The 20,441-nt window shown below is 43.9% G+C and carries 18 protein-coding genes and 1 pseudogene; 9 read left to right on the top strand and 10 right to left on the bottom strand.

Annotated elements, in window-relative coordinates:
* Nucleotides 1-406: 406 nt before the first annotated feature.
* The 4 genes and pseudogenes from kam1_RS07625 to arsB all read right to left on the bottom strand — a co-directional run bounded on the left by kam1_RS07625 (nt 407) and on the right by arsB (nt 4,480).
* Complete coding sequence (locus kam1_RS07625; RefSeq protein WP_235276586.1) at nt 407-1,276, bottom strand: beta-ketoacyl-[acyl-carrier-protein] synthase family protein; 870 nt, start codon at nt 1,274-1,276, stop codon at nt 407-409.
* 260 nt (nt 1,277-1,536) lie between these two features.
* A complete protein-coding gene (locus kam1_RS07620; protein WP_039720494.1) occupies nt 1,537-2,556 on the bottom strand; it encodes an NAD(P)/FAD-dependent oxidoreductase in 1,020 nt (339 codons plus the stop codon).
* A complete protein-coding gene (locus tag kam1_RS07615; protein WP_039720495.1) occupies nt 2,553-3,233 on the bottom strand; it encodes a class I SAM-dependent methyltransferase in 681 nt (226 codons plus the stop codon). The genes kam1_RS07620 and kam1_RS07615 overlap by 4 nt, the downstream gene beginning before the upstream one ends.
* Nucleotides 3,234-3,458: 225 nt before the next feature.
* Nucleotides 3,459-4,480: pseudogene (gene arsB, locus kam1_RS11280) on the bottom strand (ACR3 family arsenite efflux transporter).
* Nucleotides 4,481-4,717: 237 nt separating this feature from the next.
* Here arsB and kam1_RS07605 point away from each other — a divergent pair.
* From kam1_RS07605 to kam1_RS07595, 3 genes are all read left to right on the top strand, one after another.
* Complete coding sequence (locus tag kam1_RS07605) at nt 4,718-5,080, top strand: ArsR/SmtB family transcription factor (protein ID WP_039720496.1); 363 nt, start codon at nt 4,718-4,720, stop codon at nt 5,078-5,080.
* Nucleotides 5,080-5,514 (top strand): arsenate reductase ArsC, encoded by a 435-nt coding sequence (locus kam1_RS07600; protein WP_039720497.1) that lies wholly within the window; start codon nt 5,080-5,082, stop codon nt 5,512-5,514. Before kam1_RS07605 ends, kam1_RS07600 begins: the two co-directional genes overlap by 1 nt.
* 117 nt (nt 5,515-5,631) lie before the next feature.
* On the top strand, nt 5,632-6,837 hold the full coding sequence (locus tag kam1_RS07595) for a hypothetical protein (protein ID WP_039720498.1): 1,206 nt from the start codon (nt 5,632-5,634) through the stop codon (nt 6,835-6,837).
* Here the strand turns inward: kam1_RS07595 and kam1_RS07590 are convergent.
* From kam1_RS07590 to kam1_RS07580, 3 genes are all read right to left on the bottom strand, one after another.
* Nucleotides 6,719-7,591 carry an N-acetylmuramoyl-L-alanine amidase-like domain-containing protein gene (locus tag kam1_RS07590; protein ID WP_235276600.1) on the bottom strand — a complete coding sequence of 291 codons (873 nt, stop codon included), beginning with the start codon at nt 7,589-7,591 and terminating at the stop codon, nt 6,719-6,721. The genes kam1_RS07595 and kam1_RS07590 overlap by 119 nt on opposite strands.
* 113 nt (nt 7,592-7,704) lie before the next feature.
* A complete protein-coding gene (locus kam1_RS07585; protein WP_244946020.1) occupies nt 7,705-9,327 on the bottom strand; it encodes a glycoside hydrolase family 57 protein in 1,623 nt (540 codons plus the stop codon).
* Nucleotides 9,328-9,385: 58 nt separating this feature from the next.
* Nucleotides 9,386-10,561, bottom strand: coding sequence for a DUF4912 domain-containing protein (locus kam1_RS07580; protein ID WP_039720500.1), 1,176 nt, complete (start codon nt 10,559-10,561; stop codon nt 9,386-9,388).
* A 187-nt stretch (nt 10,562-10,748) separates the two neighbouring features.
* On the opposite strand from kam1_RS07580, the gene bamD reads away from it, so the two are divergent.
* From bamD to kam1_RS07565, 3 genes are all read left to right on the top strand, one after another.
* Nucleotides 10,749-11,825 (top strand): outer membrane protein assembly factor BamD, encoded by a 1,077-nt coding sequence (gene bamD, locus kam1_RS07575; RefSeq protein ID WP_039720501.1) that lies wholly within the window; start codon nt 10,749-10,751, stop codon nt 11,823-11,825.
* Entirely contained in the window at nt 11,825-12,358 is a 534-nt protein-coding gene (locus tag kam1_RS07570) for an LptE family protein (protein ID WP_039720502.1), read from the top strand. Before bamD ends, kam1_RS07570 begins: the two co-directional genes overlap by 1 nt.
* A 201-nt stretch (nt 12,359-12,559) precedes the next feature.
* Nucleotides 12,560-13,573, top strand: coding sequence for a zinc-dependent alcohol dehydrogenase family protein (locus kam1_RS07565; protein ID WP_039720503.1), 1,014 nt, complete (start codon nt 12,560-12,562; stop codon nt 13,571-13,573).
* Between the two features lie 20 nt (nt 13,574-13,593).
* Here the strand turns inward: kam1_RS07565 and thiD are convergent, their stop codons facing one another.
* The gene (thiD, locus tag kam1_RS07560; RefSeq protein WP_039720504.1) at nt 13,594-14,367 is read right to left on the bottom strand and encodes a bifunctional hydroxymethylpyrimidine kinase/phosphomethylpyrimidine kinase; all 774 of its coding nucleotides are present in this window, start codon (nt 14,365-14,367) and stop codon (nt 13,594-13,596) included.
* 59 nt (nt 14,368-14,426) lie between these two features.
* Between thiD and kam1_RS07555 the strand changes: the two genes are divergently transcribed.
* The 3 genes from kam1_RS07555 (at nt 14,427) to tyrS (ending at nt 17,324) form a co-directional block, all read left to right on the top strand.
* Nucleotides 14,427-14,813, top strand: a complete 387-nt coding sequence (locus kam1_RS07555; protein ID WP_039720505.1) for an ApaG domain-containing protein — start codon at nt 14,427-14,429, stop codon at nt 14,811-14,813.
* Between the two features lie 563 nt (nt 14,814-15,376).
* Nucleotides 15,377-16,099, top strand: a complete 723-nt coding sequence (locus kam1_RS10740) for an RNA-binding protein (protein ID WP_235276602.1) — start codon at nt 15,377-15,379, stop codon at nt 16,097-16,099.
* 67 nt (nt 16,100-16,166) lie between these two features.
* Nucleotides 16,167-17,324, top strand: a complete 1,158-nt coding sequence (tyrS, locus tag kam1_RS07545; RefSeq protein ID WP_039720506.1) for a tyrosine--tRNA ligase — start codon at nt 16,167-16,169, stop codon at nt 17,322-17,324.
* Between the two features lie 154 nt (nt 17,325-17,478).
* Here the strand turns inward: tyrS and kam1_RS07540 are convergent, their stop codons facing one another.
* Entirely contained in the window at nt 17,479-19,326 is a 1,848-nt protein-coding gene (locus kam1_RS07540) for a SulP family inorganic anion transporter (RefSeq protein WP_039720507.1), read from the bottom strand.
* Nucleotides 19,278-20,417, bottom strand: a complete 1,140-nt coding sequence (locus kam1_RS07535; protein WP_039720508.1) for a hypothetical protein — start codon at nt 20,415-20,417, stop codon at nt 19,278-19,280. Before kam1_RS07535 ends, kam1_RS07540 begins: the two co-directional genes overlap by 49 nt.
* Nucleotides 20,418-20,441: the final 24 nt, after the last annotated feature.

The following is a 20,441-nucleotide window of genomic DNA, read 5'->3' as shown; positions in this document are numbered from 1 at the left end:
CGCGTATGCCTTTTAGAAAGCTTGAGGAATGTGCTTGGCAGGAGGAGAAAATCAGGCAGTTGTGTTGTCCGCAACTTAGCAAAAAAAAGCTATGGTTTCTGGACTTAGCCTTAAAAAGTTGGCTTAAAAGATCTTTTTTTCCAACGCCTCCTTCATTATTGGATCAATAGATTTGGTTAGGGCTTTCCGGAACTGTTTTGCTCGTTCCATGCGACCGATTGGTTGATAGGCTTTTAGCCTAGGGAATAGCCTAGAGTCTTTCTTGAGAAGTGTTGGGGGAGCAATAACTCTTTATGGCATCTTTGATTGAAGTATTCTTATAGATAGCTGCAAATGGCATTTGATGCCTTTTCCCATGCCATCATTAGTCCTCTGAAAAGTGATTGTTCTGTCCACAACCATCCGCTCAATGCATCATCACGATACGACACCCATGGCATGAAAAGCCTGCACCAAAACTAAACAACCAAAGTTCCTTTTCTATTGGCTGAGATTCAATTCCCTTCTGAAAGGCGAACATAACCGAAGGACTGCTCATATTGCCAAAAGCTTTAAGAACAGCCTCGCTCTCTTCGAATTTGTCACAAGGCAGGGCTTTTCTTAATTCGATCAATACCTCTTTTCCTCCCGGATGGGCAATAAGCCTTTTTGAATCAGTTTGAGAATGCTTTTCGAATCTGTTATAAAGTTCGGATACTGCTTCTGTGGCAAGCACAGGCACAGTTCGATGAAGCTTATTACGGAGTTTCCCAAAAGCGTTTTCGAATCTTAGCTTTTCTCGATTTTTTGGAAGATGCAACGATAAAAAATCTTTGCAATGCCATCCTAACCCCTCTTTCGTATGGTGCCATAGGGTTGTATTGACTCCATCAGCAAAAATACAAAGGCTAACCAGACATCCTGGATCATCGTCCACGTAGAAAGCGGTAGAGGAAAGTTCTACGGCAATGGCAGCAGCGTAGCAATCAGGGTTTTCTTTCAGAAAACCTTTGACCGAATGCAGCATAGGTAACGCTGCTCCGCAGCCATGGCCTACGATATCTATCAAAAAGCTATCGGATCGCATCCCTACTTTTTCAGCAATGTGACTGGAAAGGCCTGGACAGAGGTAGCCTGTGCAGGTACAAACGAAAAGGGCGTCTAGTTCTGTGGCCTTGAGTCCAGATTGGTCCAGCGCAGCTTGTAGTGATTTTGCAGCCAGTGCAGGTGCTAATTTTTCAAAGGCCTTGTTTAACGCTTCTGCCGACATTTCAAAGACGGACTCGATAGGGTCCACAGCAAAATACCGCCGTTCAATCCAACTATCTCCAAGTAGAATTTTTTTACTAACTCCAAAGAAGCCTCTTTCAGGGTTTTAGCCGCTATGGACTGGCCAAAAATTTCCCAGCATTCAGCTTGCGTATAGCCATGCTCGGGGACCATGGAGCAGATGGATTGAAGTATCATAGTCTTTTTATGCATAAAATATAGTTTAGGAGCGGTCAGGAGACTAAACGAATTGTTGGATTTTCCCTGTATTCGTAGCCAGTAGTTTGACTAAGACTCCATGGATCTTGTCAGGGTGTACAGAAAGGAAGCGATGGGCTTTTTGATCAGTACCGATTGGAGAGGAGATTTCTTAAAAAGAAAAGGATGCAAGCAAAGGCCAAGGGTGATCCGAAGGGCAAAGGCCTTTTTCAGTTTTTGGTGGATTTGCCTTGTCGTTTCTGTCCAACTTTTGGAGCCTTGGCCGTAGGCTATGAGCTCATCGAGGGCTAAAGCAGCCGATTCCATAGCCATGGCCATTCCGTTTCCTACAAAAGGAGGGAGCACGCCAAAGGCATCCCCCAGGGCTACCATAGGTTCAGACGTAGTCTGTTGGAACCCGAGAGAAAAAGAAGGAATGGCTACAAAACTCTTCTCCAGAAAGTTGGCCTCTTCTAGGTATTCGTAAGGCTTTGCTAACTGCGATGCTTTAAGATAAGAGGCAAGGAGTTCTTTTTTAGACGCAGCCGAAAATTTCTTATTTTTGAATAACCCACAAAGATTAACGGTGCCATGATCGATTTTGCAAAGCCCAACGTAACCGTCTTTGGCTGCATACATTTCCAGCTCATGTGTTAATTCAATCCCTTGGAGATGCACTTTAAGTCCGATCCAGGGTCCACCCATCGGCTTTTTACCGGTAGCCAAGACAACGGCTTCTTGATGAGGGATAGGATCGCACCGGGTTTTTGTATAGAGGCTACCCCCATGCTCCACGAAAAGTTGTGCAAGCTCTGTGTCTAGCCGTTCTCGAGCGGTTACATACACGGGCAATGTGAAACGCAGCAGGGTCGGTTTACTATCTCCGATCGATAGACTGGCCGATGAAGCGAGCGGAAAACGATTGAGGATCGGCATGATTCCTAATTGCTGGATTACCCTTTGAGGCAGCCCTGAAAGGAATTCCCCGCAGACTTTCTTAAGCGGATAATCGTTTCTTTCATACACAGCGACTGGAATCTTATAACGACGCAGGCCTATGCCTAATGCTAAGCCAGCTAGTCCTCCGCCAATGATCGTAATCGGTTTCATTTTTTTATGGCTTCTAACCGGTAAGCTCCCAAAAGGCTGACATCGATCTTATATTGCCACTGTTTGGGACTGAGATTTAAAAACTCAGGCAGTTCCATCCCCATAAACCCACTCTTGATGCTTAGCCAGCCGTCATGGAAGGTAATTTGATTGAGTCCAACCAATCTGAGCAAGAACAGTTCGAAGAGGGAAAGAGGAGAACGGAGGGGTTCAATACAAAAAAGGCAAAGGGGAGCAAGCTGCCGGATCCAGTTACCGATCCTAGCCAGTTGAGCCGACGAAAAGTGATGCAGCACCATATTGGCTACTATGCCTTGGTAGCTTCCAGGGACAAAAGTACCAGTGTCGATCAGATCAAAAAGATCGGTTTGAAACCACAGCCAATGCACAGGCCAGTGTTGTGGCCTAGGGATCCTATCGATTCCAGTTAACAGTAGATTTTTTTCTAACAACGGATCGGCATAAAGGAATCTTCCCATGGACCCATCGCCAGCGCCTATTTCTAGGAAGTGCACGTTTCCCTGTGAAGAGACTACCTGCCGAAGCCTTTTTTTAAACCATACAAAATTTCCCATTAGGTAGTTAATTTTCTTTAGCCCTTCTCTTCCTTTTTTAGCCAGATGAGAATCATATGCCAACTCATCCAGGTATTCCTTTGCTTCGAGTTTTCTTTGCATGCATCCTCCCCCTCTCTCTTTTTTCCCCCAAGATAGAGCGTGCCAACCTTCTTAAAGTTCTCCAACAAAAAGGAGAGTGTTAACCAAAAGAAGGAAGGACTAGATCTTTCTTTCTCTCTCTTTTTAAAAAATATAGCCTAGAGTAAAGAAAGGAAACGGGAAAGATCTTGTGCCAGGCTTTTCATGCTTTTTAAAAAACTCATAGAAAAGTTAAAACCCAACAGATCAGCCTTTGGTGTACCATCCTTGGGTTTTTTTAACGATTGCCACAACAGAAAGCATGACGGGAACTTCGATGAGCACGCCGACAACAGTCGCTAGTGCTGCTCCAGAGTCTAGTCCATAAAGACTGATGGCGGTGGCCACGGCAAGCTCAAAAAAATTACTGGCTCCAATCAGAGCCGAGGGACCCGCAGCACAGTGAGCCACTTTAAACTTCCGGTTGAGTATATAAGCTAAGGCCGAGTTGAAATAGACCTGCACCAAGATAGGAATAGCAAGGAGCAGAATGACAAAAGGGTTTTGCAGAATGACTTTTCCTTGAAAGCCGAATAGCAAGATAAGAGTAGCCAGCAGGGCAAAGAGGGTAGGGGTATGGAGCAGTTGGAGTACCCTATCGAGCTTTTGTTTCCCTCCCTCTTTAAGGATCCTTGCACGGAGCCATTGACTAAAGAGAAGGGGGATGAGGATATAAAAGAGGACAGAGAGCAATAAAGTGCCCCAGGGCACGTGGAGGGAAGAAACACCAAGGAGCAATCCAACGATGGGTGCGAAAGCAAACACCATGATGGTATCATTAAGAGCGACCTGGCAGAGGGTAAAGTAAGGATCACCGAGGCAAAGATGGCTCCAAACAAACACCATTGCTGTGCAGGGGGCTGCGGCCAATAAAATTAGTCCTGCTAGGTACGAATCGAGTTGATCGGGGGAAGGAACTGGAAAAAGATTTTTTTCAAAAAAAGCCAGCCGAAAAAAGCCATGGAAAAGGGTTTAATAGCCCAGTTGACAAGCAAGGTTACGAGCATGCCTCGGCTATGGGTTCTTACTCGGTGAAGCACACTAAAATCGATCTTCATTAGCATGGGGATAATCATCAGCCAAACAAAAAAGCCGACGACCAAATTCACGTGCATGAGTTCTATGCTTCCAAGGAGCTGAAAAAGGCCTGGGAACAATTTCCCTAATCCGATCCCAGCGCCTATACACAGGGCTACCCAAAGCGTTAAATACTTCTCAAAAAACCCAATCCCCCTTTTTGCTCTAAGGGCTTTTCCTCCATGACTTCCGATTTCATAGAAACTTCCGATTTCATAGAAAATACATTAACCATTATTCTAAAAATATGGAAATATATTTTTTCTTTTTTTTACTTAGTTTGTGATCCTCCGTTTTTTTTGCTTTTCTGTCGTTTTTAGTAACATTTAGGATTGAATATTACAACAGTTCCAATAGAATAAAAATATCATTCGTTGTAACTATTCGATATGGATAATAAGACGGCTCTTTTGATTTTAAATGCGCTGGCGCATAAAACTCGGATTGAGATCTTCAAGCTGCTTATAGCTGGCTCCAAGGGGAGTTGTCCTGGGGAGCTGGCTGAAAAACTGCAAGTGCCTTTAACGACTCTTTCCTTTCATTTGCATCATTTAAAAAATTCGACGCTTGTTGAGGCCACCCAGAAAGGCAGGCAGATTGTCTATCGTGCTGATTTTGGAAAGATCGCTGAGTTAATCGGTTATTTGCTTGAAGACTGTTGCGGCAAAGATGTGGAATCGGTGATTCAATTTTTCTGTAAAACAAAAGAACAAGGAAAAAGTCCACTTTCAACTGAAAGGCAGACCTGCTGATGATGCTCCCATTGCATGTTTTGTTTTTGTGCACGGGCAATTCGGCCCGATCGATCATGGCGGAGGCCATTTTAAATCATTATAGTGGAGGCCGTTTCCATGCCTATAGTGCGGGGAGCAGGCCAAAAGGACTAGTGCATCCTCTTGCTTTGGAAACGCTCCAATTCCATGGAATTTCCATCGATGGGCTACGAAGTAAACCATTGACTGAGTTTTTGCAAGCCAATGCCCCTGCGATCGATTACGTGGTGACGGTTTGTTCTAGTGCTGCAAAAGAGGCCTGTCCACTTTTTCCTAAAAAAGCGATTATTGAACATTGGGATTTGCCAGATCCGGCAGCTGTTGAAGGGGACATAGGCAAACAAAAAGAAGCTTTCCAAAAAATCTTTGACGCCTTGCATCAGAGAATTTTCCTTTATTTTCTTAGTCGCTAAGCTCTTTTTGGGTGGGTTTCTTGTTGACCAAACGAAAAATTTCTCGATTCTGAGCTAATAAAAAAATCTATTTTTCAATAAATGGTTTTATAAACTCAGGATCGTGAAGATTTTAAAATGGATTTGTCCTACGAAAAGCAAGCCCTGGCTTGTATTATCTTTCCCAAGTTCAAGGCTGCTCATACCCTCCTTTTGTCTCTTCTTCTTTTTCCCTCTTTTTTTTCTCTTTTCGGTAGAAATGCTCCGGAGAACAAAAACAAGAAAGATTTAAATAAGAAAGACTTAATTCTTTATTTAATCCCTCTGCCTTGCAACTATCCAACTTGTTCCGCTCAGTGGATCCATGGAAAACTCTCTCTGAATCAAGAGCAAAAGGATCTGCTAGATAAACTTTCTGTCCTCCCGATCGAATCTCCCGAATGGTTCGGATGGGTAGAAGGCCGGCACGAAGGAGTCGGGGTGGGAATCGACTATGTTTGCGATCGACTCATAGTTCAAGAAAAGAAAAAAGGGAACCCTCGCCAATTAACACTTAAAAGCGCCTATCCGTTCATAGAAGCTTGGCTTTTTTGCCGGATCGAAGGCTTAAGAGACATGGCCGTAGGGCTTCGGTCAAGGGATTTCAATGGCCAAATACTGGTGGAAGTCTTTGATTTGGATACAGGCAGAAGGATTAAGGCTGAAGATAAACTAGAAGTAAGCTTTGGGAGGACTGCTTGGGAACAGCTCCTTAGGGAAGATGTCGATTTCCTACCCTATGTGTTTCATCATGGAGAGGCTAAGGACGACTATCCCGTTGCCATCGTCGGCAAAGTGTATGACACAGAACCTGAAAAAAAGACTACCGTGGTGACTCTCCTCTTTAAAAGTGGTAAAAGAACTGAACTAAGGTATCCTGGGCTCTGTCGAAATTTTAAGATTGCTCGGAACGGGACGGCAGGATGGATTCGAGAGGCTCAAAGTCCAAGGGGTTGGTCTTACCTCGAATTTTACAAAGACGGTGCCATTTTTTTAAGAGTGTTTGGCAAATACCCCCAGTTGATCGACTGGTATTTTGAAAGGGAAGGCCAAGGAGTGGTGTTTGGTTCAACAGAAAAAAACCAGGCTCCTTTCTATGAACGCTACGATTTGACCATAGGCAAAAGAATCGATTCAGAAGAAAAACCGGTGTATGACTGGATAGAACTAAAGCCCTGGGCAAAACCTATTGAATCGGAGGGTAAAACGATTTTTTGGTCGACGCAACTGGAGTTAAAGCCGCAGCAGGGAACTGGCTTGTTTCGATTAAATTCAAAGGAACCTCTTTGGGTTCGACGACAATGATGCCGGCGTCACTCGAAATGGAATTTAAATAATCGGAAAGCCGTTTATCTATATAGACCTGATGGTGTGTGGAAGAAGCATGGAGGAAATGAAGAATACCTTGAGAATCCCTGTAGGCAATTCCGACATGGGAAGTATAGGAGTGGAGATCGTGTGTCGTAATGGCAATGATATCCCCATTTTTGATTTTTGGTTCGATGGCCGGAACAGCGGCTTTTGGGATATGATAGACCTTAAGGGCTGAGACCCGATCTTCTATTTTTGCCATGGCGGGTAGAAGATTTGGATTGTGCCGCAGGTAGCGATATTGGTGCCAGCCGACTGTCATTTCCCTGACCTTCCTGTGGATAGGGACGCCGCCAAGGCTTTTGGTCTTATCGACTAAAAGACCCCTTTTTTGATTATCTACAAAGAGTTCTTCTAAAAAATGGATCCTTGAGAGATAGCTTCCAGTGCATTGTCCGTTCCGGTACCTTTCAATTTCAATGAGTTTGAGCAGGGTTTCGGGACTCCAATAGCTTTCGTCATAATGGAGCATTCGGGCGAAAGCTAAACTGATTTCGTAGAACGTCCAACAATCCATGGCCTGGAAATTTACCGAAGGCGATTCGATCTGATCGTCTATTTCAAGGGTATAATGCCGATAGGGGGTGCCTACCAGATAAAGTCCGATTCGGACGGTTCTTTCACCCAAAGGAAGGGCCGCTAAGCCTTCTTCTTTGGCAAAGCGTAGGAGCTTCTCAAAGGTATCCATGCCCACGAAGACCCTGGAAATAGGAAGACAAATCCTACCATGTGCCGAAAAAAGGAGGAGGAAAAGGAAGAAAAGCAAAGGGAAAATAAGCTTTTTTTGAACTTTTCCCACTCTTAAAGCCTATGCCGCTTAGAAAAAATATCAACTAAAATAATCGAGATTAAGGGTTGGAAAAAGATTGTCGGTATATTCGCAGTATTCAAGCAAGCTTTTATTAACCTTTTGTTGGATAATCCCTTGCTGAGTTCTGAAAAGCGGTTTAGATGAGTAATGACTCGTAAATAGGCATATTCTTTGGCAGTGGACTTGCTAATCAAAAAGGGCCAGTCGCTTGCCTGGGCAAGCAATAGCTCTCTTGCTGCCTGTTTCAAAGAGCGAACAGTAGGTTTATTGCCATTTTTATATTTTCTGACGAGTTCCACCAGCAGATAAGCGGCCTCATGCAAATGCTGATAGATAAAATCATTCGTTTCATTAAGCCACATTTTGGAATATCCCTCGAGTCCCCAAGACGAATAGGTTGGACGGCATATCTGCTGGGTAGGATAACGTAGGAGATATTCCAAAGGAGTGGTTAGCTCAAGGATTTCGCTCTGGTGCGCCTTCTTTATGAGTTCTTTTAAAAAAAGCGGACCTTCGAACCACCAATGACCAAAGAGTTCGCAGTCGAAAGGACAAAGGAGGATTGGCTTAGTGTAGGGGGGAAAAAGCGGTGCCGCTTTTTTAATTTCTTCTTCTCTTTTCATGATAAAATTTTCTGCGTGTTCTTTGGCTTTTTCCTGGGCTTTTTGGGGATTATAGAGCGCTTTTTGTTCAGTTTTGCCTGTAATCCTGTAGTATTTGATGCCTGTAAATTTCCTCTGTCCGGTAGGCAGGATGTATGGCCTAATGTACTCTAGATCAGATTCAAAACCTAAATCCCAGTAGAACTCTCTATACACAGGATCTCCAGGATAGCCTTCTTGAGCGCTCCATACTTCTTTGCTTGAAAGCGAGTCACGGCCAAAGGCGGCTGGACCATAAGGAGTGTAGATTGGGGCAAAAAGCCCCAGAAACGGACGAGGCTCAGAAAAAAGGAGGCCATGCGCTTCCAGGACGAACCAGCGGATTTCAGCAGATTGAAGGAAAAATTCAATTCCTGGATAATAACCACATTCGGGCAGCCAGAAGCCTTTAGGATAGGTCTGGAAGGAGTCAAAAAAACTCTCAATAGCCACAAAAATTTGGGCGTTAACTGCCTGTTCTGGATTTTTTAGCAGCGGCAAATACCCGTGTGTGGCCGAAGAGGTGGCCAGTTCTAAAAGGCTTTGTTGTTGATATTTTTTAAACTGGCCAAGCATATCTTCAGCATACGCTTCTGTAAAACTCTTCCAGGCATTCTGAAACCTCTCCTTATAAAATTTCGCAAGCAGCCATCTTTCAGGATCGGCTGTAGCATACCGCTCTATTTCTTTTGAGCAAAGTTCAATCCGTTTGAGAAGGTATCGTTTGTAGCGCTGGATAAGCAGGGGATCCTTTAGCATTGCACAGAGGGTTGGACTTAAGGAAAGGGTGAGTTTACAGCGAATCTCTGCCTGATAGAGTTCTTCGAGCATCCACAAAAGCGGAATATAACATTCGGTGATGGCTTCAAAGAGCCAATCTTCTTCTAAAACCTCCTCATCCTCAGGATGACGCACGAAGGGTAGGTGCGCATGCAGTACTAAGGCTAGATAGCCCAGAGGGGATGATTTCATTGACAATCTCTAGCTGTAAGCCAACGGCCTTTAAGAGTCAAGGAGAAGGAAAAAAGGATTAAGCTTCAGGCAGAGGCCGACTGAAACGGGAAAAGAACAAAACGCGCTTTTCTGTCTGCTGACTTTCTTGATCAAAGGCTTCAATGGGAACTTCATAAATCCCATCAGCAAAATCGAACCGATAAGCAAAAGAGCCATCTTCGGCAAGTTCTATCTTTTTATTGTCGACTTTTAGGAGGGCTTTGGGGGAAGTTTTGCCTCGAATAACGAGTTCAACTTCTAGTTCCAAAGGAAAATGCCTGGTTTCTGGAGGTTCATTCTGTGGGAACGATTCCTCTTTTGGTTCAAATCCAAAAGAAGCAGGCCAAAGGAACTGGAGAGGAAAGCCTTCGGCTTGGATCCACGGAAAGAATTCAAAGCTAGAGGATTCTTTGAGAAGAGTATAAGGGAGGATAGGAAAAGCATACGAACTAGCTAAGGAGGGGTCGTGGGGAAAGAGAAAATTTTGAATCGAATCTGGAAAAGAGAAAAGATCAGAGGTTTGTTCTGAGGATTGGACCAGGGATTCTTTTTCAGTGAGGAGCTGTTGGATTTTCTGAGGAGGAAGCTCAAAGGCCTCAGCGATGGACTCTTTTTTAATGCCTTTTTTTGTGGCTTTTTGGATAAGCTTTTGAAAGGAGAGCTGTGGGGGGAGTGTGGCCAGTCGTATTTCGTTTTTTGCAGAGAAAGAAAGAGGAGGGGTATGGGCTTCAGGGGATTTGGCAATGAGGATAAAATGATTGCTGCTGCGAATATAAAACCCGATTTCAGCATGGTAGCGGGTGTTGGGTTTTGCTTTGGTATAATAGATTCTCTGTGTGGACTCTTCTAATGGCAGTTCGGCTTCCAGTTGAGAGCCATTACTAATCAGCCGAAATACCCAGCGACTCTTTTCGAAAGGCCTAAAGGCATTTTGATCCATGATCCAGTAGGCATGTAAGGAACGTGGGTCTACTGCAAAAAGATAGAAAAAGAGCTGTTTTCTCTTAGTCTTTGGAAGCGAAGCAAGGAGCGGAGGAAAGGCAGAGGGTTGGGTCGCGGCAGCAGATATTTGGGTCTTAGTTTGCGTTTTTCCTTGACCTTTGGAGCTGAAAACTGCTTTGGTCTTGAAAAGAATACTCTTTTTAGCTCCATGTGGTAAAGGAGGGTGGCTGGGAGTAAAGCTATTTAATTTTTTTCCAGTTTTTTTCGACATATTATTGAGATCTGCAGTCTAATAACTTGAGGAAACAAAAAGAATACTTATTTTTGATGATTACAACGCCCATGGAATCCAAAGTTACTTAAATAAAAAAAATTTGAATTTTTTTTTCCTATAAACAAAAAGGTTTTTCCATCGACCAAAAGCTAAACCATTAAAAAGGCAGAAGGTGATTAAGTCAATGAACACTTTTCGTTATCGAAAAGTTTTACTCCTTTTTTTCTTGACTTTTTTCTTTTTAAAGGTTGAGCTTTATGCTCCATTGGTCTGGAGACCTGGAGAAGGCTGGGTTGATGAAAGTACAGGAACGGGTCTTTCCGCTTCCAGTTCAAGGGATCAGCTCAATCTAGCCAAAAAGTTTGAAGAAGCCAAAGATTATGACAACGCCTTGAAAGCGTATCGGATCCTCATCAGGAAATGGCCCTATGCCGTGTTTGCTCCCGAAGCACAGTTCCGTATTGGACAATGTCTGGAAAAAAAGGGGGATTTTCTTGGAGCAAATAAGGCCTACGATCGGATGATCCAGAAATATCCTTCATCCAGTTTTTTCGAACAGGCGCTAGAAAGAAAATTGGCTATTGGGAATCTTTATCTTGCCGGTGAGCCCAAACGGCTGTTCAATATCCCCATGGGTTCAGGGCTGGATATCGCAGCGGATATTTTTGAAAGCATTATTCGGGCGGCTCCCTATGGTCGTTTTGCTCCGCAGGCAGAATTTCAGCTTGGGTTAACTCGGATTAAACAGAAAAAATTTACTGATGCGATTGCCACTTTTAATCGTTTGCTTGATAAGTATCCCAATCATTCCCTAGCGGATGATGCCCAGTATGAAATTGGGTATACGTGGTATGTCGCGTCACAGGCTTCTGAATACGATCAGAGTGCAACGGAAAAGGCGATTGAAGGTTTTGAAGATTACATTGTTCGGTATCCTTCCGGGGATAAGGTAGAAGCGGCTAAAGCCCATATTGCTGAACTCAAAGGAAAGACCACTTTGGGCAGTTTTCATATTGCCCAGTATTATGAAAGGGCTAAAAATTTCAAAGCCGCCTACATTTATTATAGTGATGTGATCAAACAGAACCCCACCTCGGATCAGGCAAAAATTGCTGAGCAAAAAATAATCCAACTGCGGCCACTGGTTGCTAAAGATTTGGGATTGCCTTCCTTAACCTCCAATCCTCCTTCTGCGCCTTCCCCCAGTGGGAACGCTGCTTCCTCCTCCTCCGAAACCCAGCAAACGAAAGGAACCCCTTAATGACACATCGAAGCGCGACCTTTTGGCTATGGATTGTGGGTTTTTTCTTTTGTATGGGTGTTGTTGGATGTTCAGGTGGATACCGGCTTGGTAGTATTGGCGGACCTGCGATTCAGGGGATTAAGACGATTTATGTCCCGACGGTAAAAAATAAGACGGTTATTCCGGGGTTACAATCGATGGTGACCAATGAAATCATCAGGGCTATCGACAATGATGGGACCATGCAAACGTCTAGGAATGTTGATGCGGATGCCGAACTAGATGTGACGATTCTGGATTTCAACAGGGTTATCCTAAGGCCTGAAATTTTGGATCCTTTTACTACCGCTGAGTACAAGCTCATCATTACTGCTTCGGTCACCTTAATTAATCGGAAGCTTGGCAGAGCAACGATAAAGGGGGCTCAGGTCAGCGGCTCTTCCTACTATTTTACTCAAACCAACATGCCTGAAGCCCAAAGGCAAGATCTTCCGTTAGTCGCAGAAGATTTGGCCAATCGGATCGTTAATCTATTGACAGAAGGCTGGTAACTACTCGGGATAATTGAGTCTTTGGAGATCTAGAACACGCTTGCTTTTGTTGTGCAAAAGGAAGAGCGGAACTGAATAGCGTTCTATCCGAAACTTCCCTTTTTTGATTGATCCCTAGGATGGAAAGATCCGGCTTGCTGATTAGCCAGCATGAGTATTTTATTCTGGATATGAAGGGCTTTCCTGTGCCTTTATTAGAGAATGAAAGCAGTAAGGATTTATACTTTTGGACTTGGTGGACTAGTCATGGAGGATCTTGCTGATCCAAGGGAACCCAAAGATAAAGAAATTCTGGTGCGGCTTCGGGCAGTTTCTTTGAACTATAGGGATTTGTTGATGGTCAAAGGGCTGTATAACCCCGATCAAGCTTTGCCTTTGATTCCGTGCTCTGATGGAGCGGGCGAAGTAGTGGCGGTGGGCAAAGCAGTCCAGTCCTTTCGACCTGGGGATAGGGTTGTTGGAACTTTTTTTCAAGACTGGCTAGCGGGTCCGTTCGAAAAAAAATACGGTCAATCCGTGCTGGGCGGTCCTCTGGATGGTACCCTTGCCGAATATATCTTTTTGAAAGAAGAGGGGGCGCTACCGATTCCTAAAAATCTTAGTTTTGAAGAAGCGGCTACGCTCCCTTGTGCAGCACTGACAGCCTGGAATGGGGTTGTAGAAGAAGCGGCCGTCTCTCCTGGGCAAACTGTCGTGGTACAGGGCAGTGGAGGCGTAAGCCTTTTTTCTCTGCAATTTGCGATGGCCTGTGGGGCTCAAGTGATCTTTCTATCACGGAGTGACGAAAAAATAGAAAAAGCCAAAGGACTGGGAGCCAAGGAGGGCATAAATATCACCAGGGAGAAGAATTGGCATAGAAAAGTCCGGGAGCTGACGGAGGGAAGAGGTGCCGACGTACTGATCGACGTACTGGGTGGGGATTTGGAGGAAAGCATTAAGGCTGTCAAACATGGGGGGATGATCTGTTCGATTGGGATTTTGGTTGGATTAAAAGCCCAGATTGATGTGGTATCTCTTCTTATGAGACAAGCAAAAATCCATGGGATCTATGTCGGGAATCGGCTGATGTTCGAGGCGATGAATAGAGCCATTACCACATTGGGAATTAAACCCTTAATCGATACCGTCTTTCCTTTTTCTCAATACAAGGAGGCATTTCTGCGCTTAGAAAGTGGCAAGCATTTCGGCAAGATTGTCCTTCGGTTAGGAGATTAACCGGAAGTTTCCTAAAAACCTCATTGTGGAGGCAAAAAATAAAAGGGACCGATTTGGATTTCTCTTTTTATTTTTTCATAGAGGGTGTGTTTGGCTTTTTCTACCGCGTTAGGTACTTCTAAGCCTTGGGCAAGAAAAACAGCAATCATAGAAGCCATAGAACAGCCCGTTCCATGGGGATTGGCAGAAAAAATCCGCGGCAATTCAAACGAGTAGGTTTTGCCATTGTGGTGGAGCACATCGAGTGTCGTTTTCCCTTGGAGATGCCCACCTTTGATCATGAAGGAGGTGTTGTACTGTTCAGCCAAATCTTGAGCTACTATAGGTAAGTCTTCTGGACCTTCAATTATAAAACCGCTCAGTATCTCGGCTTCTTCTATGTTGGGAGTGACGAGTGTGGCTAAGGGAAAAAGGTTTTTAGGCAGTTCTTCTTCCATTCCAGGTTCGGCAAGGGGATCTCCGTTTCCGGCAGCTAGCACCGGATCAATGACTATGGGAGCTTTAATGCTAAATTTTTGGATTAATTCCGCAATTTTTTCTGGGAGTTCTTTTTTATAAAGCATCCCAATTTTGATTGCTGAGATCGGAAAAAAGTCTAGAATGGAATGAAACTGAGATTCAATAATCGAAAAGGGGAGGGGATATAAGGCTTCAACGCGGCCAGGATGCTCGGCAACAACGCTGGTGACAATGGTTGTTCCGTAAGCTCCAAGGTTAGTAACAGTTTTTAAATCGCCTTGTATGCCCGCTCCGCAACTGCAATCTGATCCACCAATAATAAGTACGCCAATCATCTTGTTAGATCCTAGAAATAAGATAAAATGGATACAAAGAAAAACAAATAAAGATTCAAATGGAAGAATTTTTAAAAGTCAATGAGATCAAAGTAATTATTGAACATCTCGAATATGAACGCTCCAAAAGCCATTCTTCCAATTATCTTTATGTCTGTTTTTATTATATTTCGATTCTGAATTTTAGTCCCAAAACAGTGCTCTTAAAAGGTAGAAAATGGATAGTGACCAACGACTTAGGTGAAAAAACGGTAATTGAAGGCATGGGGATTGTTGGGACTTATCCAAGGTTGAAGATGGGAGAAAAGTTCCGTTATTCAAGCCATCATTTCTATTCGAGACCTAGCGTCGTCGAAGGCTCTTATTTTGGCATTGATTCAGAAGGTTCTCTGATTGTGATCCCTGTCCCTAAGTTTTCTCTTTTGATTCCTGAAGATATTTTTTAGCCGATTAAGCCTCCTGACATAGACTTTTTGCCTACGCGTGGCCACTTTTTTAAGAAATCAAAAGGAGCCTTAATAAAGGGCTTGAGGTGACTTTTGAATGAAAATCCAAAATTAAATGAAAAAATTTTGAACAAATCCCATTTTATTCTATTTTTTTATAGCGGGAAATAAATCAAAAGGCCTGCGGGGGTTAGTGAACGGAATGTTATCACTTAGTTGGTGGCTAAAAACAGGTACAATAGCCAAAAAAGAAGGTATAAGATTGAAGGGCAATTCAATACAATGTGAATCCAGTATGGATGAAAGGGAAGGAATAATTCACCCGCATACGTTCCTTCTTTTAGAAGAGAATGCGTTTTTTCCTGTGCCCACGCGCAGGAAAGACCATAATAGGCCTTCTCTCTTTTTTTTCTTGGGACTATTCTTTATTTTAGCCGTGTGCAAAGGTGTTTACACAAAACGGTTATTCTCATTTGCTTTTTCTCAAATAAAAAGAAGGGAACCATCCGCAGCCAATAATTATCCTCATCCAACTGCTGGATTCCTTAAGAAAGGAAACAACAATGAAAGATCGTCAATTAAGAAGTACTTACAGAAAAGATTCTTCTCGAAGATATTCCAGAAAAAATCGGTATGCCTTACGTTCCGAAGAGACAAAAAAAGTCAAAACTTCTTTTTGGAAGAGTTTAAAAGAAAAGATTTCCTCCTATTTTGGAAATCTTTTTGGTTCGCACCCGACCAAATCTGTTGCTCTTACAAAACGAACGGATAAAAAGGAGGAGACAAAAACCGAAGATAGGAAAGTTCCAGAGAAGTCTTATACAGACGCAAAGGCACTAAGCAAAGCGACTGTGGCTAAATCTAAAGAGCAGGTAGCGACCTATCAGGAATGGTCACCGAAGGCTACCGCGGATCAAAGCACTGAGCCTACCGAAACAAAAACAGTTGCTGAGAGCCTAGAAGAACAAAAAGAAGAGCAGACTCCACCTCCTACACAGTCTATCGAAGAGCTGGTTACTTCCACCAAGCTCTACGTGGGGAATCTTCCTTATAATTTAACCGATAGCGATCTGTTTGAGATTTTTGCCAAAGTCGGACCAATAAAAAATGTGGAGATTATCCGAGATAGAAGGACGAATCGTACCAAAGGTTTTGGGTTTGTAGAAATGGCAGATCTTGATTCCGCTCGCAAAGCTGTGACTATTCTCAATAGAATAGAGGTTATGGGCAGGCGCATCATCGTCACTGGGGCAAAATCCGAAAAAAAAGATTCCACCCAGGGATAAAATCTCCTAAGAGAAAGCTAGGTTCCTATCTTTTTGAACGAAAGGCCATGGAGGTCACCATTGAGCGATGCACCCTCTTTTAAAGATATTGACTAGAGGTACCGAACAGGTCATTTCAGAAGAAGAGCTAGACAAGCTCCTTAGTAGCGGAAAAAAGTTGCGGATCAAGTTTGGCGTGGATCCAACCTCAGCCAATCTTCATCTTGGTCATGCCCTTTCCTTGTTGAAGCTCAGGCAATTTCAAGACTTAGGCCATCAAGTGCTTCTAGTGATTGGTGATTTTACTGCTTCGATTGGTGACCCAAGCGGAAGAAACACTACAAGGCCGCTGGTGCCCAAGGAACAGATCCTTAAGAATGCCCAAACCTATACTGAGCAGGCTTTCAAAATCCTTGATAAAGAGCGCACGGAAATTTTTTGGAACGGCAGCTGGTTTGGGCGCCTATCCGCCGAAGAACTGCTCGGCCTAGGAAGAAGAGTGACGGTCAATCAGCTTCTGCACAGGCAGGATTTTCATGACCGGTTCACTGCTGATCAATCCATCTTCCTTCATGAACTATTTTATCCGCTCTTGCAGGCTTGGGATTCGGTCATGGTGAAGGCTGATATTGAAATTGGTGGAAGGGATCAGCTCTTCAATATGTTGCTAGGAAGAGATTTTCAAAAGGAAGAAGGCCAGAATCCCCAAGTGGTGATAACTCTTCCTATTTTGGAGGGCTTGGATGGCTCAAGAAAAATGAGTAAGTCTTTAGGAAACGATATCGGGATTACGGAGCCTCCGAAGGAAATCTTTGGTAAAACCATGAGCATTTCAGACAGTCTAATGAAAAGATGGTTTCTGGTTCTTTTCGGAGAAGAAGTAGATCCCCTTGCTAATCCGATGGAAGAAAAGAAAAGGCTGGCAGAAAAAATTGTGACTCTTTTTTATGGGAAGGAAGAAGCCATCAAAGCCAGAACGGAATTTGAGCGAGTATTTTCCAAGAAAGAACTTCCCGAAGAGATGCCTGAGTTTTGCTTCTCTCAAAAACAGATGCCGATTGTAGAGCTATTAGTGGCTGTGGGAGCAGTAAAAAGCAAATCAGAAGCCAGAAGATTGATCACTCAGGGTGGAGTCTCTTATCAAGGCAAGAAGGTTACCGATATCCACCAGTCCGTTGAGATCCAACCAGATGCTGTTTTAAGATGCGGGAAAAGATTTTTTGCTAGAATCAAGCCCTCTAGCTAAAACGCTTTTTTTTTGACCATGGGTGCGATCAACCCAGCCGTTTAGGCCTAGAGAGGTGCAAAAGGAGTAGCGGCTTAAGCCAGCTAGTCCTCCCTAGGCTACTGCGTGTGGGATCTGTTGCTGCTATTGGATCGCATGGGGCAAAAAAAGAGGATCATTTTTTAGGGAGTTTTTCGAAGAAAATTTTGACTTCACTCTCCTTTTTGCCCAAAAGTTCTTGAGCCCTGATGAGGGCCTGGCGAGTCGAAAGATTGGGTTGGGTAGGAATCAGTGGGAACACATTTTTTCTACCGATTCGATCTAAGACCCCAGAGTTTCTCAAGACGCGGAAAACAGGACGAATCACCCCACTGATCAATAGAAACTTCCCCTGTTCGGTGAGCCAATGATGCAATTCTTCTAAAGCCATAGCATTGGTAGCATCCAGGTGATGGGCATTCCGCATTCTCAAAATGACCACTCGTATTTTTGGATTTAGAGCAAGGATCTTATTGATCTGGGTTCTAAAAAGTTCTGAAACTCCAAAAAAGAGTTCTCCTTCGATATGGATGATAGAAATATCAGGATGAACGGTCGTTTCCCCTTTTATCTTTTCTCTTAGATCCCCCTGTTCGGTATCAAAAGTGTATTCGACAAAAAAGGGTTCCCCAGCTTGTTTGAGAAAAAACAGAATGGAAGCTCCAATACCAAGGCCGATGGCAAAATCCAGTGGAGTAAGGAGTGCGCCGATGAAGGTGACAACAAAGACCGTAAAATCGAATCGCGTAGCTGTCAGCGCAATTTTGATTTCATTCGGATTGATAAGGGACAGTCCAGCGCTAATGACGAGGGCCGAAAGAGCTGGAATGGGAATATAGCCTAGAAGCGGACCTCCGAATAGCAGGGCTACTGACATGAGGATACCGCTCCATAAATTGGCAAGCTGGGTGGCCGGTTTGCTTGCCCAGTTTAATGCGGATCGTGTTAAGGAGCCTGATACAGGCATACCACTAAAGAAGCTGCATCCGATGTTCGCAATCCCCTGAGCGAACAGATCTCGGTTTAGTTCTAAAGGTTCTCCGGACCTATTGGCAAGCGATCTGGCAATGCCTGTGCCTTCTACGGCAGCAAAAAAAGCGAGGGCAAAAGACATGCTGGCTAGGGTTGAAAACCAGTGAAAATTCATCGTTGGGAGCGTGATTGGCCAGGTGGCCATGGGAATAGGTTTTAGGAATTCAATTGGGAGATGCAAAGAACGCATCAAGGTGCCTAGAAAGCTCATCAAAACAAGGCTAAGGGCAATAGCTGGGAGTTTTGGAAACCGCTTTTTAAGCCACCACCAACAGCCAAGCGAGCAGATACCAATAGCCACAGAAGGCCATTGGATGAGATGCAGTCGGCTCAATGTTTGCACGACAATATCGAAAAACGTATAGGCTTCCGAAAGCTCAAACCCCATCACTCGGTGCAGCTGACCCGCAATAATAAGGAAAGAGGCCCCGGTAATATATCCAACAATAACCGTTCTGGAGACGTATTGAGTGAGGCCTGCCATTCTAAAAAGGCTGACGAGGATCAAAATGATTCCCACAAAAAGCAATACAAAGGGTAGGGTAGAGAGTTTGTCTACTTGCTTCTGGATGTTTAAATAGGTACTAAACAAAAGGACTGAGGTGGCATTGGTGGGACCAAGTACGACGTAGCGGGAGCTTTGAAACAGAGGGCCAAGCAAAGAGGAGATAGCACAAGCATAAAGTCCATACTGGACAGGCAACCCAGCAATGAGAGCATAAGCCATTCCCTGTGGGATGGATAAGAGGGCCACATTGATGCCTGCTTTGAAATCAATTTGAAACTTTTCTTTCGAATAGTTTTTAATTGTGTCCCTGAACGGAGCAAGATCAAAATGCAAATCCTGAATTTGCTCAATAAACCGTCCTTTCCATCGGTTAAAGGATGGAATAGCACGCCTGATCAGAAATTTGATATTACGCTTGAATCTAAACCCATCTTTTGGAGCCATTCTTTGTAAGCCTCGGGGAAAATTTCTGAAGGTTTAATTTCGCTTCTTCCTCCCCAAAAAATGTTCGTATAGGAAACTGGGATACCGACCGACTCTAAATGTTCGTCGATCGCTTTTTTGTGGGATTCCAACAGCCCCTTGTCCTTTCCATGGGCTACAGCCATGATATTGACGTTTTTAAATTCACTGCCTGCTTCCCTCCAATAGCAATGAGTAAGAATTTCAAATCTTCCGATTTGACCACCCGCTTCCCTTTCCATGCCTTGTGGAACAGCCCAGTGGAAAAGGGCATTAAACTTCGTCACTTTTTTCCCGTCATACAAGGGTTTCACATGTTCCAAAAAGGTAGAAAACCGTCCTAAAATCCCAATTTGTTCAAGCTCTTTGGCTATTGAAAAAAATTCCTGGCTACTCATCCCTATTTTGCTTGCTCTTTTTTCCCATAATCCCTCGTCAATTTCTTCCAAAGTCAATTCTTCTTTCAAGGATTTCAGCACAAGCCACTGTTTTTCACTAAGCGTTTTGATGGCAACCGGATGCATGACCGCTGCCCTTGGCGATTTGGATCCAGGAAGAATCGTTTTTCGGCGGATATGTCCCACCCCTAAAGTAAAGATTCCTTTGGCGGGCATGATCCTGTAGTCTTCAGCACCGATAAGACCTTTGAGTAGTTCGCAATGGGTTTGAATAGAAAAGCCTTGGGGGACTTTTAAGGTGCTCCATAGTCGGTACCGGGCACCTGCCGCCGCTGGATCTGTGGAACGAATCACGACATGGCCACTGAATGGATCTTTTTGAAACAAAAAGTCAAAAGCTGCGTGTAGACTATCCTCGGGTATTTTCCAAGCCACTAAGGCACCAGGGGCTAAATCATTAGCTAAAAGAGTTAGCCGGATGCGCCGGATGGTTCCAACAGAAAACATCAAACGGATTCTTTCTAAGACCAGAGCAAGGGGTAGGTTTGTCAAATGGGCAATTTCCCTAAAAGGATCTGCAATAAATCCCTGCAGTCGGTCTTCTGAGACCGAAAGGATTTTTTGATTTACCTCATCTTCAATACTGGCAGTGGAATCAAAAGCTGAAAGCGGCATATTCGTATAAATAATTGGTCTAAA

It is taken from the genome of Methylacidiphilum kamchatkense Kam1 (assembly GCF_007475525.1).
GTDB classification, from domain to species: domain Bacteria; phylum Verrucomicrobiota; class Verrucomicrobiia; order Methylacidiphilales; family Methylacidiphilaceae; genus Methylacidiphilum; species Methylacidiphilum kamchatkense.
This window is presented reverse-complemented; position numbering and strand designations above follow the sequence as displayed.

What these genes read in the sequence shown, in the direction of transcription:
- kam1_RS07565 (WP_039720503.1), top strand. Translation starts at nt 12,560, where the DNA reads ATGAAAGCAGTAAGGATTTATACTTTTGGACTTGGTGGACTAGTCATG.
- kam1_RS07570 (WP_039720502.1), top strand. Translation starts at nt 11,825, where the DNA reads ATGACACATCGAAGCGCGACCTTTTGGCTATGGATTGTGGGTTTTTTC.
- kam1_RS07535 (WP_039720508.1), bottom strand. Translation starts at nt 20,417, where the DNA reads ATGCCGCTTTCAGCTTTTGATTCCACTGCCAGTATTGAAGATGAGGTA.
- thiD (WP_039720504.1), bottom strand. Translation starts at nt 14,367, where the DNA reads ATGATTGGCGTACTTATTATTGGTGGATCAGATTGCAGTTGCGGAGCG.
- kam1_RS07580 (WP_039720500.1), bottom strand. Translation starts at nt 10,561, where the DNA reads ATGTCGAAAAAAACTGGAAAAAAATTAAATAGCTTTACTCCCAGCCAC.
- kam1_RS07595 (WP_039720498.1), top strand. Translation starts at nt 5,632, where the DNA reads ATGGATTTGTCCTACGAAAAGCAAGCCCTGGCTTGTATTATCTTTCCC.
- kam1_RS07620 (WP_039720494.1), bottom strand. Translation starts at nt 2,556, where the DNA reads ATGAAACCGATTACGATCATTGGCGGAGGACTAGCTGGCTTAGCATTA.
- kam1_RS07615 (WP_039720495.1), bottom strand. Translation starts at nt 3,233, where the DNA reads ATGCAAAGAAAACTCGAAGCAAAGGAATACCTGGATGAGTTGGCATAT.
- kam1_RS07555 (WP_039720505.1), top strand. Translation starts at nt 14,427, where the DNA reads ATGGAAGAATTTTTAAAAGTCAATGAGATCAAAGTAATTATTGAACAT.
- kam1_RS07600 (WP_039720497.1), top strand. Translation starts at nt 5,080, where the DNA reads ATGATGCTCCCATTGCATGTTTTGTTTTTGTGCACGGGCAATTCGGCC.
- bamD (WP_039720501.1), top strand. Translation starts at nt 10,749, where the DNA reads ATGAACACTTTTCGTTATCGAAAAGTTTTACTCCTTTTTTTCTTGACT.
- kam1_RS07605 (WP_039720496.1), top strand. Translation starts at nt 4,718, where the DNA reads ATGGATAATAAGACGGCTCTTTTGATTTTAAATGCGCTGGCGCATAAA.
- kam1_RS07590 (WP_235276600.1), bottom strand. Translation starts at nt 7,591, where the DNA reads ATGGATACCTTTGAGAAGCTCCTACGCTTTGCCAAAGAAGAAGGCTTA.
- tyrS (WP_039720506.1), top strand. Translation starts at nt 16,167, where the DNA reads ATGCACCCTCTTTTAAAGATATTGACTAGAGGTACCGAACAGGTCATT.
- kam1_RS07585 (WP_244946020.1), bottom strand. Translation starts at nt 9,327, where the DNA reads ATGAAATCATCCCCTCTGGGCTATCTAGCCTTAGTACTGCATGCGCAC.
- kam1_RS07540 (WP_039720507.1), bottom strand. Translation starts at nt 19,326, where the DNA reads ATGGCTCCAAAAGATGGGTTTAGATTCAAGCGTAATATCAAATTTCTG.
- kam1_RS10740 (WP_235276602.1), top strand. Translation starts at nt 15,377, where the DNA reads ATGAAAGATCGTCAATTAAGAAGTACTTACAGAAAAGATTCTTCTCGA.